The following is a 14,567-nucleotide window of genomic DNA, read 5'->3' on the forward strand; positions in this document are numbered from 1 at the left end:
AAGAGAAAACCTTACTTTTACCTTTTTGTTATCTAAAAGGGAAAACTGAGCTGGGGCGAGGCAGAAATGATCCCAGAAACTGGCGGAACGATGCGATCGACTTCTAGGATAAAAACTGTCAGCGATTCCTCTTTGTGAGAAATAACCGTGACGTGGCTGGCAATCTCCAACGTATCGGCGCGACGATAAGAAGCAGGTAGTGCCCGAATTTGAGAGATAGGCACGTCATGCAAAGATGGAGCTTGCCCGACCAAAATCCCAAAAGATTCGCCAACGCTATTCCTAGCAATAATGAGATAACCGCGCGCTCCAGATGGTATGAGTTGGCTGGCGTTAAATAGGCGCTTGTGTAAGTCAACTACCGTAATCTCGCGATCGTCAATGCGAGCTACTCCTAGATGGCTGAGTCCGCTTCCATAAATGGGAGTGTAATTGACAACTTTTTTGACGAGATCGACCGGTAGAGCAACATTCAGTTTGCCAACACCGAAAGTCAGTAATTTAATCGATCGTTGGCTCTGTCCGATTGGCAGTCCGATATTGGGAGATTGGTTGTTAGAGAGATCGTTCATCTTAGGGCGGTAAGAGCTTTAGAGGAATTTTGAGCGAGCAAGTCTTTGATAGCTGCTAAAAATTGTTGTTCGATAAAAGGCTTGGTAAAATAAGCGCTAGCTCCTAAATGCATAGCAAGCTGGCGGTGTTTGTCGCTGCTGCGGGAAGTAAGCATGGCGACTGGGATCTTAGTCATTTCGGGATCGCGGCGGCGCTGCCCAAGAAATTCAAAGCCATTCATATTGGGCATTTCCACATCGCAAATAACGAGTTGTATGCCCGCAGTTTGTTGCAGTTGCTCGATCGCTTCTCGTCCGTCTCTGGCTTGAACGACGCGATAGCCAGCTTTTTGTAAGGTAAGGGCAAGCGTTCTGCGTAGGGTGGCCGAGTCGTCCACCACCAGAATAGTAGTTGCCTGAGCAACCGTTGGCGCTGATTTTGCATTGGCAATTTGTTGTTTGTCCGAGAACGCCGATTTGATTGCTGCCTTGGCTGTTTCGGGTTCTAGGAACTGGTCTAGCAGGATGCCTCCGTTGATAACCGGAATTAGGGTGCCATCTCCCAAAATCGTACAACCATAAGTATAGCTAGGAGAAGCGATCGCGCTTCCGAATGGCTTGATAACTAACTCTTGTTCGCTCACCAAGCGATTGACTTCCAAGGCAAATAATTGCTGTCCTCGACGCAGCAGCAGGAGGGGTAGTGCCCAATCGTCCGGGGTGGGCACCGAGCTGAGTACCTTACTGGACGTAATTTCTGGCAAGGCACAATTATAGGTCAACAGTTCGTTTAATCGATAAATCGGAATAATTTGCTGCTGCCAATGCAAGAAGCGCTGACTGCCCGATTTTTTAATTTGCTCGCCAGTAGGAATAATAATTTCTTCGATACTGTCGGAGGGCAAAGCCACGGCAGTTGCTTGTCCGGTTACTTCCTGGTTCATCAAACAAACCAGCAATTTAGAAATCGTTAGGGTCAAGGGGAGACGCAAAGTAAAAGTCGTTCCTTTTCCAGGCGTAGAGGTTACTACGACAGTGCCTTTGAGCGATCGCAACTGAGAGCGAACCACATCGAGACCGACTCCTCGTCCCGACAGTTCGCTGACTTGGCTAGCGGTAGAGAATCCTGGCTCGAAAATCAGCTCGGCAATGCGATCTTCGGTCATCATTGCCAGTTCTTCCGGAGTTGCCAAGCCAACGCTAATGGCTTTCTGCCCAATTTTTTCCAGATTCAGACCCCGACCATCATCTTTGATTTCGATAATGGTTTGGTTGCCTTGGTGGAATGCCCGAATTTCGATTTGTCCTTCTTCTGATTTGCCTTGCTGTTTTCTCACCTCTGGCGGTTCGATTCCATGGTCGAAGGCATTGCGGAGCAAGTGCAGTAAGGGGTCGTAGAGCTTCTCCAGTGCGGCTTTGTCCACCAATACCCCCGTTCCGCTCAGTTTGAGCTTCACGGGTTTGCGATAAGTCGTAGATAGGTCGCGTAAGGTTCGCGGGAAGCGGTTGAGAACTTCGCCTAAAGGCAGCATTCTAGCCCACATCAACTCATCCCGCAAGTTGGTGAGCATCTGACGCTGTTGCTCTAGACTTTGGTTAGAGTTACGCGCGAACAGGACGATATCTTCGACGGCTTCTTCGAGCTGGATCATCTCTTCCACTAGCCCTTGCAGCAGCGAATAGAGCGCTCCGTAACTATCCATTTCCAGAGCGTCGAATTCAGCCAAGCTTTGAATTCTAAATTCCGAACTCTGACTCGAAGCGGCGGTTGAATCTCGATCCGATTTCAGACCTCCAAGCTCGTCATTCATTGGTTTGACTAACATTTGATCTGACAATTCTCGCAATTGCCCCGTCATTTTCTGGAACCGGGCAAAGCGAGCTAGTAGCTCTTTAACTCCCCCCTGGATTTGCTCGTTTTGTAACGAAAGGCTGTTGCGGTTGATGGAAAGCTCGCCGACTAGGTTATTCATCCGCTCCAAGCGGTTGAAGTCTACCCGAACTGAGAGATTAGAGGCTGCCTTGGCTGCTGGCACGCCGGGAAGTTCTGGATGTTTGTCCGGTTCGGTAAATGTTTCTCGATCGGTTTTATCGGCAATCGGCGCAGGAGTGGCAGAGGCAGAAAGCGGAAAAGAGAGAGGAGCAGAAGGTTCGGAAGTTTCCTCAATTGACGGCAGGCGATCGAAAATTTGCTCGACCGATTGAACGGCTGCGTCAATTTTCTCTGCTAGTTCTTCGGGTTTGGACTCGGTAAGATGCAGCATGGGGACCGCTTCGGCGGTTTCAGGGGCGACCGAACCGAAGACTTCATCGAGAGAAGGAACCGCTTCGGCAGTTTCAGGGGCGACCGAACCAAAAATATCATCGAGAGAGGGTGCTGCTTCGGCAGTTTCAGGGGCGACCGAACCAAAAATATCATCGAGAGAAGGGGCACTAAAATTAATCGGCGCAGTTTCTGGATCGGGTGCTGCGGTTCCGAAGATATTGTCTAGTGCCGGAGGGGTTGTTTCACCCCAGAAAGCTTCTAGAGGTTGAGCTTCAGAGCCAGATCGAGCTTCAATTATTTCGGAGTGAACGAGCGGTGCTGCCGTTCCTGTCGAATCTTGAGCCAGAGCGATGAGAGCCTCAGAGGGATTGCCACCACGATCGCGATCGCCTGCTAGGACTTGCTCTCGACTCATCTGCCAATCTGCCAGCGCCAGTTGGGCAATTTGTAACGTTTTATCGGGATGGCGATCGAGAGCTTGCAAAGCGACTTGAGCAATTTCTCCAAATCCAGGCAACCCGAGCAACTCCGCAAATCCAACAAATACTTCTGCTTGCGCCCGCAATTCTCCAGCCACTTCGTAATTTTGAGGGTTGGCAACGACATTGGCAAGGCGTTCTAATCCCTGAGCGACATCGACTTCAAAGATCGAGGAGACGATATCGATCCCCAAATCGCTAGAGGAGGGAATGTACCGATCTGCGTTAGCGAGACTATCTCCCAAGCGCTCTTCGAGCTGCTTAAAAATCGGTTCGGCAACTTGCAGCGCCGCGTCTGCATCGAAGCTACCCACTTGGATTTGCTCCATCAAGGGATTTTTGAGACAGTCATAGGCTTGCAGGAGCAAACTTTCTAGCTCGGTATCGATTTCGACCGATTCGCTGTAAAGTGCCTTGAAAGTATCTTCCAAGCGATGAGACAGAGTTTTGATGGCGTTCAGTTCCACGCTCGCTGCGCCTCCTTTGAGAGAATGAGCAGCTCGCATGATTTCGTGGACTTTTGCCGTACTGCGCTCTTCTCGAAGGGTAAGTAACCCGCTTTCGATGTTATGCAACAGTTCGGGCGCTTCTTCGATGAAAAACTGGTAAGCTTGGTCGCGGATATCGGAGTTGAGTGCCATCGTTTGCTCGTGAGTAGAGGATAGAGATGAGAAATAAGAATAAGTAATATTTCAATATTGACGATCGAATCTCGGAATTCAGCCTTAAAACTCCGTATTTACTCTACCTTGAACTTACCGACGCTCTTTTGTAGCGTTTGGGCTACTGTCAGCAGTTCTTTAAAAGAGTTGGAAACTTGAGTGGCTTCGCTTGAGGTTTTAGTCGAAATCGCTGCTACTTCATTCATGGTCTGGCTAACCGTTTCAGACGCTTGAGATTGCTCGTTGGCGGCTTTGGCGATCGCTCTAACCAACTGGTCGATCTGAGCGCTCGCCTCGGCAATCTTGGTGAGATTTTGGCGAGTTTCCTCCACCAGTTTCGTTCCCAGTGCCACTCGCTCGGTTCCCGACTGCATTGCCGTTGCTACTTCATTAGTTTCTGACTGAATGCTGGTTACTAAGTTACTGATTTCCGCCGTTGCCTCTGCCGATTGCGCGGCTAGAATTCTTACTTCATCGGCGATCACCGCGAAACCTTGTCCTTCATCTCCGGCGCGGGCAGCCTCAATAGAAGCTTTCAGCGCCAACATGTGAGTTTGAGCGGCAAATCGACCGATCAGACCGACGACTTTAGAAATCTTCTGGGTCGATTCTCCAAGGCGCTTGACTTTCTCGGCAGTCTCAACGACCGTTTCCCGAATCGCCAAAATTCCGTCTACGGTTCGGTTCATGGCAGCGTCGCCCGATCGCACTGTCTGGGAGGCTTGTTGAACTGCCATTTCTGCTTGCTTGGCATTAGCTGTCACCTCGCGAATCGATTTGGTCATGGATTGAATTCGCGCCAGGGCATCAGTAATTTCTTGGGACTGACGCACGGCTTCTTGAGATAAAGTTTGTACGGATACCTCATTTTGGCTAGTGGTGAGGGTCATCTGTTTGGCAGCCGTTTTTACTTGCCCTACGATTTTCCGCAAGCTCTCGATGGTGGAGTTGTAGGAGTCCGCTACAGTTCCGATTTCATCTTCGGTGACGGTAGCGCGAATTGTCAAATCTCCTTGACTGACGGGATCTACCTCCTTTAGTAACTCTAGCGCTCGTCGCTGCAAGTTTTCTTTTTCCTGGCGCTGGCGATCGAGGAGGCTGGCTCTCTCAAGCGACAGTCCAACTTGCGTAGCCAACTGAGCAAAAAAGTCCACTTCTGCCGGCTCCCAGTTGCGGGGAGCCGAACACTGGTGGGCAATCAATAAGCCCAATAAATCTTCCCCTACCACAATAGGTGCAACCAAGTTAGCTTTGACGCCAAAGGGTTCGAGTTGTTTGAGGTGGCATTCGGTCAAGCCAGCCTTGTAAATATCGGGAGTTGGTTGAACTCGACCTTGTTTGTATTTCTGGACGTATTTGTCGGCAAAGCAGGGGTCGGCGATCTCTGCTCCTAGCGCTTTGGGGAATTCGTCGGCAACGGATTCGGCAACTACGGTGCCTTTCCAGTTTTTGTCGAACTGATAGATAATGACGCGATCCGTACGAATCGCTTGGCGGATCTCTGCCACAGCCGTATCGAAGATTGTCTTGGAATCGAGGGACTGAGATATCTTGAGCGTAAGGTCTTTGATGGCTTGAGCGCGTTCTGCGGCGATCTCAGTCTTCTCGATTAGGTTCGCTCGGTCGATCGCTAGACCGAATTGCGTTGCAATCTGCGTTAGTAGCTCGATTTCACTTGGCTGCCAAACTCTAGATTCCGAACACTGGTTGACGGACAATAAACCCGTTAGGATGCGGCGACTGCCGCGCAGAATAGGCACCACCAAGTTAGCTTTGATGGCAAACGCCTCTAGCATTTTGATGTGGCAATCCGCTAATCCAGATTCATAAATATTGGATAGGGCTTGGATGCGACCTCGACGATACTCCTCAGCAAGCCGATCTTGGAAACAGTGGTCTGTAATTAAAGCCCCTAGAGCGCGAGGCAAGCCTTGGGCTACCGATTCAGCGACGACCTCTCCGGCTAAAGTTTCTTCATCGAAGCGATAGAAAAAGGCGCGATCGACATTGAGGTCGATCCGAAGCTTTTCTAAGGCGATCTCGAAAGCATTTTTCACTTGAGGGTATTGGCTCAGATCCAAGGTGACTTCTTTGAGAAGTTGTTCGCGAGCTTTTTCTTGACGCAGGGCTGTTAGGTTAGCCTCCATCTTGGTCGCCATGCGATCGAGTTCTTGAGAGAGAATTCCAATTTCATCTCGACGAGCCGTATCCGCTAACCCAGCGATCTTTTCGCCGTTAGCGATCCCTCTAGCAAAATCTTGCAAGCGCCGTAGCGGACGGGAAAATGTTCCTGCTACCGGGATTGCGATCGCGCCAGCCGCCAGCAAGAACACTAAGCCAATGCCGTAGCCGACGATGCGAACGCTATTCACGGCGCTATTTAAAGTCTCTGGGGCAGTTCCAACAGCAAGCATTCCGACTGGTTTGGCTTGCTGGGGATTCAAATCCTGTCGATAGTCGTATAGGGGTAGGTAATAGGTCAGATAGGGCTTACCGCCGATCTCTTCGCGCCAAGGGAATCTTTTTCCGCCGCCGAGAACGGCTTTCTTGACGGCTTCGGCAGCGCGATCGCCGATGGCTCGATTTTTTCCGTCGGCTGCGGCTATCGTCGTGCTGGCTCGCAAGTCGCCTGCATATAAACTGGCTTCTGAGCCGTAATATTCTCGGAAGGTATCGACTAAGATGTTGTTTCGGTTAAGAAGTACTCCTGCGATCGCAATTCCTACTACTTTGCCGTTGACCTCGATCGGTTCGACTGCCATCGCAGTCAGTCCTTTTATCCCTTTGTTAGCATCGGAAGCCTTAAACTGCTCTCCCAACCCCAACTTTTGGATGACCGAGCGATCGAGCAGTTCGATTCCCTTGAGCGGGCGTTTGAGGCGTAGGGATTCTTTAACGATCGCAATATTTCCGAGATCGATTCCTGTGGGTAAAGAGACATTTTCAATTGCCTCGCTGCGATCTTCGGCAGCGGTTCCTAGGGGATAATCTTTATGAACTCTCAGGAACTGAGCGATCGTTTTTCCCTGGGCGTTAGCGATGATTCTGAAGCTTTTCCATCCGTCAAGTCGCTCTTGTTCGATCTTGGAGGGAACGATCAGACTTTGCAATAGCGTTTGGTTGGCTTTGATTTGTGCGGGATTTTGCAAATCTATTTTGCTTGCCCCAAGTACGTCGGCGATCGCCTGAACCTGTCCCGAACTCTCCAGTCGTAGCCAGTGAATATAATCTTCTTGGAATCCGCTTGCATTCGATGCAACCGTTTCTTTGAGCGTGTCTTGAGCGGTCTTTTGACTGTACCAAACAATTCCCTGAGTTACGCCGATTGTTGGCAGGGCAGCCCCAGCAATCAGCAATATCGCCAGTTTCCATCGAAAGCTCAGGTTTTGCCAAAGGTTGGCTTTACCTTCTTTAGGCGCGTCTAATAGCTCGATTTGGCTTGGAGAAGGCACTAGCTGTGGCGATGGAGTCCGCGTCTCTCTTTGAGGAGATTGAGATATTAAACTGCGATCGTTAGCGATTTTTTTGAAATTGGGCTTAGGAGGGGTCTGGGTCATGCTTAGCGGTTAGTAGTTGCTGGACGATTGGTTGGCGAAGGTTAGTTGCCGATGGTTGGAGTGAGAAACGACTGCCGACTCACAACTCACTTCTCGCGCTTAACTAACTTTGAATTTGCCGACGCTTTCTTGGAGGGCTTGCGCGACTGCGAGGAGTTCTTTGAAGGAGGCTGACACGTCGGTCGCAGAGGATGAGGTTTCATTGGCGATCGCGGCAATCCCCGTCATGGATTGGCTGACGACTTCGGACACTTCGGTTTGTTCTTCGGTTGCTTTGGCGATCGCTTCTACTAACTGACCGATCTGTTCGCTGGCTGAGGCAATGCGGTTGAGGCTTTGACGAGTTTCTTCTACTAGTTTGGTTCCCATAACCACCTGTTCGGTGCCTTCTTCCATCGCCGCGACTACATCGTTAGTTTCTGCCTGAATCTCCGCTACGACTTTTTCGATTTCTGCGGTTGCTTCGGCAGACTGCCGCGCTAGGTTTCGCACTTCATCGGCGACCACCGCGAAGCCTCGACCTTGTTCTCCCGCATGCGCCGCCTCAATCGAAGCGTTCAGCGCAAGCAGGTTGGTTTGGTCGGCGAAGCTACTAATCAGATTGACGACTTTAGAAATTTTCTGGGTCGATTCGCCGAGACGCTTGACTTTTTTCGCCGTTTCTGCTACCGTCTGACGAATTGCCATAATCCCTTCTACGGTGCGGTTCATGGCAGCATCTCCCTCTTCTACTGTCTGAGCTGCTTGGTCTACCGCTTCTTCGGCTTGCTCGGCGCTGAGGGCAACCGCGCGAATGGAGTTGGTCATCGCCTGAATGCGTTCTAGGGCGGCGGCGATTTCTCCGGTTTGCTGCATGGCGCCTTGGGAGAGGGCAGCGACCAAGGCATCGTTATTACTGGTGGTCAGGGCTACTTTTTGAGCGGCTTCTTTCACCTGGGAGACGATTTTGCGCAAGTTTTCGATAGTGGAGTTGTAGGAGTCGGCAATGGTACCAATTTCGTCTTCGGTGACGGTGGCGCGGATGGTCAAGTCTCCCTGGGTGAGCGGATCGACTTGCATGAGTAATTCCAGCGCTCGCTGTTGCAATTTTTCTTTTTCTTTGCGCTGTGCTAGCTCGGATAGACGCTGTTTGTCTAGCAAATTGGTGCGATCGAGTGCCAGACCGATTTGCGTTGCCACCTGAGCCAAGAAGTTAATTTCCGCTTCTTCCCACTGGCGAGTGCCGGAACACTGGTGAGCGATCAACAAGCCCAGCAAGTCGCCGCTCGTCACGATTGGCGTAACCAAATTAGCTTTGACGCTGAAGGGTTCTAGCTGCTTGAGGTGGCATTGGGTCAACCCGGCGTTGTAAATATCGGGCGTTGCCTGAACGCGACCTTTCTTATATTTCTGGACGTAGTTCTCGGCAAAGCAGGGGTCGGCGATTTGCGCTCCCAAGGCTTTAGGAAATTCCTCGGCTACCGACTCGCCAATGACCGTTCCTTTCCAGGTTTTATCGAATTGGTAGAGAATGATGCGATCGCAACTGAGGGCATGACGAACCTTATCGAGCGGTAGTTGCGCGAGAATTTCCTCCTTCGTAACTTTTTGAGCCAGTTCCAAGGTAATATCTCTAAGAGCTCCTGCCCGTTCGGCTTCGATTTGCTGTCGCTGCAAGAGGTTAGTACGATCGATCGCCGCACCGACTTGGATAGCCGCTTGAGTGAAGAAGTCGATCTCGCCGACTTGCCAATTGCGAGTCCCGGAACATTGGTGAGCGATCAGCAAGCCTAGCAATTCTCCACTAGCGACGATAGGCGCGACGAGATTGGCTCTGACGCTGAAGGGGGCGAGTTGTGCGAGGTGACAGTCGGTCAACCCGGCATTGTAAATATCGGGCGTTGCCTGAACGCGACCTTTCTTATATTTCTGGACATAGTTTTGGGCAAAACAAGGATCGGCGATTTGCGCGCCTAGCGCTTTGGGGAAGCCCGATACCACCGATTCGGCAACGACCGTGCCTTTCCAGTTTTTGTCGAAGAGATAGACAATAACGCGATCCGATACAATTGCCTTGCGAATTTCTTCTACAGTCGTCCTAAAAATCGTATCGACATCCAGCGCTTGAGAAATTCTAACTGTAAGATCTTTGAGGAGCTGAGCTTGTTCGACCGATACGGCTTGTTCGTGCACCAACGTTTCTAGCTGAGCCGCCATGACGTTGATGTTGGCTCCCAAAGCCGCTAATTCGTCTTCCCCGGATACCGCCACGCGAGTATCCAATTCGCCGCGACCGATTTTTTCTACGGCTTCGGCTGCCGATATAATCGGTCGAGTGAGGCGTTCGGCTAGGAGAACGGCGATAATACCAACTGCGATCGCAGTTGCTCCCGTTCCCAACAAAGTAGTTAGCAATAACTGTCTCCGAGCGGCAAAAGCAGTCGATGTTGGAGTGCTCAATAATATGCGCCAGTCAAAATCAGGTAGGTCGGTTCGTTTTTGTAGGGTTGAGTAAGCTAAAAGAACGTTCGAGTTTTTCTGAGCATCTCGCAGGGTAGTAAGACCCGTTCGATCGGTCAATAGTTTCGCTTCAAATTCGGGGTATTCTTTGTCTAAAGACTGACCCACCAGTTTTTGCTCGCCTTCTGGAGCCAAGAAAACTTTACCCGATTTATCTACCAAATGGACTTCATTGGCTTCATTAGTAAAGGGTTTAATTAAATCTTCGACCACTTTAATCGGAACGAGAGTGCGAATAACGCCGATGGTTTGCCCCGTTACCGAGTCTTTGATTGGCGCAGCGAAAAACAAAGCATATTTTCCAGTTACAACTGATGGACGTTGCGAGTGGGCAGGACGGCCGGTCTTGAGAACTTCCATATAGTAATCGACTTTTTTCTCAAGAAAATTGGCAGGTCTGTCATTCGATCCTGCTTGCACGATGGGATTGCCCTTCATATCTATGACGACAATGCTCTCATAGACTTTATAGCTCTTGATGTACTGTTCTAATCTGGCTTGCTTTTCCTGGAGCGATGTCGTGTTTCTAAGTCGAGGATCTGCCAGAACTGACAAATCAGCCATCACCTGGATATCCCCGTAGCGTTCGGCTAAGAAGTTGGTCAAGACTTGTGAAAGAGCATCGACTTGGGTTTTTTTGGCAGTGTAAACTTGTCGCGTTTCCGATTGTGAGGCGGCGTAGTAACCGATCGACCCGATCGCCACGGCGGGAATAATTCCGATCGCCAGTGCCAGCACTGCTGCTTTCGTCTTGAGATTCAGCTTTTGTCCCCAACCTGACTTGCGCGGCATTGCTTGATGTTCCCAAGGCTCGATCGCTGCTTCTTCTGACTCTAGGAGCGGCTCTTTGTCATCGGCGATCGCTTCTGATTCGGCGTAAAAGGCTTGAGTTGGCAGCTCGTCGCCAGAGGCTGTTTGGTCTGTCAGAAACGCGCGATCGTCTTCTGGCAGACGACTGTTAACAAAATCTTTAGGATCGGATTTAGGAGGAATCTGAGTCATAAAGTCAACCTCGTCAAAAATTCAGTAAATTAGTCATCTTGCGATCGCAATGGAGAGCCTTGAGCAACTTGGAGAGTTTCACTTAATAGAATTCCCGTATTATCTGCCGAATTAACATCATCGGCTAAAAAATCTCATTATTTGTTATTTATAATCCGAAAATAATAACCTGAAAATACAAGCCTTAACCTTGCCCTTTCATTGTTGTCGGTCAGGCTCGTCTGAGATAGTCATCTATCTGTGTTTAGTGAGAATTTACGATTTGGGCATAGCTGCCATAATCGCCTCTCCTTCGAGGGCGACGAGAATCTCGCCATCGGGTTTTACCCAAAACCCTCGCAGAAAAGGAGCCAATCCTGGCTCTACTGCTGAGGCTGGCGGCGATTGGATTTGTGCTGGGTCGCACCATTCTATATCATCGACTCTACTGATAACTAAACCGAGGGTTTGGCTTTTAGCTGCCGTTTCGGATTTGCCAGCGCTCTTAAGAACAAAGGCTCTGTAAGTCGAGCCTTTGAAAGATTGCTGATGCCAGGGAGTCAGTCCGACCAATTGTCCCAAATCTACCATCCAAAGAATTTCCCCTCGCCAGTTATAAACTCCCATTACCCAAGCGGGCATGTGGGGAATGGGAATAATCTGACCGAGGGGAATGGTAAGTACTTCTGTCAATTGAGCCACTGGTAACATCACTTTCGTATCTGGCTCTAGATAAAATCGCAAAAACTGCTCTTCTCGTCCTCGCCCGCCCGATCCTGAGGCAGTTTGTCCGAGATCCCGCAGGAACGCATCGGACATCATATGTATTTCTCCTTTACTATTTTTCGATAGATAGGCTATTGATTTTCAGCCTTATTGCTTAATTAGTTGCTTGACAGTTTGCACGAACTCTGCTTGATCGATCGGTTTGGGAATGTAGGCATCTGCTCCCTGCTTCATTCCCCAAAATTTATCCATTTCGCTCCCTTTGGTCGAACAGATGATAATGGGAATGGTGCTGGTAGAGGCTTCGGCTTTAAGTTGGCGGCAGATTTCAAAACCGCTTCGCCCCGGCAGTACCACGTCTAGGACGATAACATCGGGGCGAGTGCTTTTAACTTTCTCTAGGGCTTCTTCTCCGCTAGAGGCGATCAGAACATTGATGCCTTCTTTTTCCAAGCAACTTGTAATAATTTTTTGTTCTGTCAGAGAATCATCAACAACTAGGGCTGTACCCATGACATTTACCTCAATTAACGCGCAAAAGAACCAGAGCAGGGATTGGAAATAATGGCTGCTGTTAGCTAGTCGATTTCAAGAGCTACGTATAGCATTCCCAGAAATTTTATCGGCGTAACAGTTTTTATAGAATTTAAAATTTAGTCTACCGTTAAATCTTGATTTAGGTAGAGAACTAGGCGAGACTTTCTTGTCTGAGATGTTTGCGAATCGTACCGATCACTATCTCCGGATCGACGGGTTTGCTGATAAAGTCCGTAGATCCAACCATCTTGGCTCTAACGCGATCGACGATGCCATCATTGCCGGTGAGAATGACGATGGGAGTATCTTTGAAAAAAGTCATTCGGCGCAACTGACCGCAAATTTCATAGCCGTTGGCGTTGGGCATGACGAGATCGAGAAAGATCAGATCGGGTTTGCGGGCGAGCAAAATAGCGATCGCTCTGAGCGGATCGTTAATGCCGACAAATTGATAATTAGCAGCCGTGAGGATTTTCTCCATTGTCTGGCACATCAGGGGACTGTCGTCCACGCAGGCAATTAAGGGAGCTTTGCCAGAAGTTATCGGGGCTGGCGTACCTCCGCTAGGAGTCGGTGGAGGAGCAACGGGAGAGGCAAGATCGGGAACGCTAATCAATTCCACCAAACCCATTTGGATGTATGGTAGCAGCGAACTAATCACTGGCAAGACATGTCGCTTCATGCGGATTGACAGGTCGCGCAGCGTTTGTTGCCCGTCGAGGAGTTGGCTGAGGGTTTGATAGACTTGGGGAGAGGTTTTTTGTTGCAGTTGTTCGCTTTGGCGAATGATTGGTGCTGAATTGGGAGAGCGATCGGCAATTTTGGCTTCTTGCCAAGCTTGCCAGGACTGCTGGGATTCTGCGATAACTTGCTCGCCATCGATTAAAACCAGTCTGGGAGGAAGCAGGATATTTGGCTTGATTTCGCACGCTACTGCCATTCCTTGAGTGATATCGAATAGGATCTCGACGATGGAGGCGCGAATCATTTTGGCGGCTTGTTCCCGCATGATTTTTTGCTGTTCTACCCACAGACACAATAGTTCGTATTCCCAACAAATTTTTAACTTATCGGGGGCGATGTTGGCGAGATCGACCTGCACGGTTGAGGGTTGGGAAGCGATTTGGGGAAAATAAGTAATTAGGTTTCGTCTCCAGCGTCTGACGGGGTGAATTCCACCTGTTGCATAGATAATTCGACTCAAGTAGAAATAGAAGAACCACCTCTCTCCCTTAGGGTTTGTCAGCACCAATTGACCGCTAAATCGATTCTGTTTAAGCTTTTCAAAAAACTCAGCCTGTTTTTCAGCATTAAAATCCCTGATGATTAGGGGACTTTGAGAGGAAGGGTTAGCAGTCGTCATGGCTACGTTTTACTTAAATAAACAAGTTTTAGAAGCTTCAACCTATAGAATTCCCTAAAATCCTATCAAACTAACACCAGGCTCATGCCAAATGGTCACATCGTTCGGGTAGGTGAATCGTAAGACTTTCGGAATTCTTGGATATTCTTTTATATCCTGTATATCTTGAATTGTGCTTTCCCCTTTAGTTTTATACGTTTTGTAAATATCTTTCAATCAACAGAATTGCAACGATATCGTCAACCGGACGCGGCGGTACTCTCATCCCTTGCGGAATTAAGCGTTGCAGTCCCTGGGGCGGATACATTTGCCAGTAGCGATCGCGTGCCTCCAGGGAACTATTTCGCTCGTCTACCATCTTTATCGATACTGAGGGGGGTAAATGTTCTTTTAATTGCTGTCGCCACTGTTTGGCAGTCGTTTGGTTTCCTATGACTAGCCGTTCGATAGCAAATTGCTGACATAAAGATTTAATAGTGTCAAGGGCTACAGCCGCACTCACTACTTGATGATAGAGAAGTTGACGATCCAATCCTACGATCGCCACGCCACATTTATCTCGCCCCGGATCGAAACCTAGAATCATCTTAAAAATCGGAAATCAGAAATAATCTACCATATTACTAACTTTGGGCTTATATCATTTTTCATTCATTAATGACACAGATAGTCGATCGCCCTCACCCCCAACCCCTCTCCCTATTTGGGAGAGGGGAGTGTCGATCGCGAAAACCTGAAAATTGGTATTAGCTAATCGATCGTGCCTATCAGATTGAGATTGAGATCGACTTTGATGGACGAACAATAATACCAATTCGCCGATGCTCCTCTATTTCGTGGGAGTCCGCGTCGGTTCGCAATTAGTCAGCAGATCTGTGTATCAGGCTTTTTCCTCGATCGTCTGTAGCGTTCTTTGTTATACAAATTTGAAATAAGAAGGCGATAG

At 49.2% G+C, this 14,567-nt stretch carries 8 protein-coding genes; all 8 read right to left on the bottom strand.

What is annotated here, in order from left to right; genetic code table 11:
• Positions 1-32: 32 nt before the first annotated feature.
• The 8 genes from NIES593_RS04665 to NIES593_RS04700 all read right to left on the bottom strand — a co-directional run bounded on the left by NIES593_RS04665 (position 33) and on the right by NIES593_RS04700 (position 14,207).
• A complete protein-coding gene (locus NIES593_RS04665; protein ID WP_073598471.1) occupies positions 33-572 on the bottom strand; it encodes a chemotaxis protein CheW in 540 nt (179 codons plus the stop codon).
• Complete coding sequence (locus tag NIES593_RS04670; protein WP_073598472.1) at positions 569-3,937, bottom strand: hybrid sensor histidine kinase/response regulator; 3,369 nt, start codon at positions 3,935-3,937, stop codon at positions 569-571. The genes NIES593_RS04665 and NIES593_RS04670 overlap by 4 nt, the downstream gene beginning before the upstream one ends.
• A 98-nt stretch (positions 3,938-4,035) precedes the next feature.
• Entirely contained in the window at positions 4,036-7,515 is a 3,480-nt protein-coding gene (locus NIES593_RS04675) for a methyl-accepting chemotaxis protein (RefSeq protein WP_073598473.1), read from the bottom strand.
• Between the two features lie 99 nt (positions 7,516-7,614).
• The gene (locus NIES593_RS04680; protein ID WP_073598474.1) at positions 7,615-11,016 is read right to left on the bottom strand and encodes a methyl-accepting chemotaxis protein; all 3,402 of its coding nucleotides are present in this window, start codon (positions 11,014-11,016) and stop codon (positions 7,615-7,617) included.
• Between the two features lie 255 nt (positions 11,017-11,271).
• Positions 11,272-11,817: a chemotaxis protein CheW gene (locus NIES593_RS04685; RefSeq protein ID WP_015144021.1), complete on the bottom strand. Its 546-nt coding sequence runs from the start codon at positions 11,815-11,817 to the stop codon at positions 11,272-11,274.
• A 51-nt stretch (positions 11,818-11,868) separates the two neighbouring features.
• Complete coding sequence (locus tag NIES593_RS04690) at positions 11,869-12,234, bottom strand: response regulator transcription factor (protein WP_073598475.1); 366 nt, start codon at positions 12,232-12,234, stop codon at positions 11,869-11,871.
• Positions 12,235-12,409: 175 nt separating this feature from the next.
• The gene (locus NIES593_RS04695; RefSeq protein ID WP_073598476.1) at positions 12,410-13,621 is read right to left on the bottom strand and encodes a response regulator; all 1,212 of its coding nucleotides are present in this window, start codon (positions 13,619-13,621) and stop codon (positions 12,410-12,412) included.
• 190 nt (positions 13,622-13,811) lie between these two features.
• On the bottom strand, positions 13,812-14,207 hold the full coding sequence (locus tag NIES593_RS04700; protein WP_073598477.1) for a pre-16S rRNA-processing nuclease YqgF: 396 nt from the start codon (positions 14,205-14,207) through the stop codon (positions 13,812-13,814).
• Between the last annotated feature and the right edge of the window lie 360 nt (positions 14,208-14,567).

Source organism: Hydrococcus rivularis NIES-593 (assembly GCF_001904635.1).
GTDB classification, from domain to species: Bacteria; Cyanobacteriota; Cyanobacteriia; order Cyanobacteriales; family Microcystaceae; genus Hydrococcus; species Hydrococcus rivularis.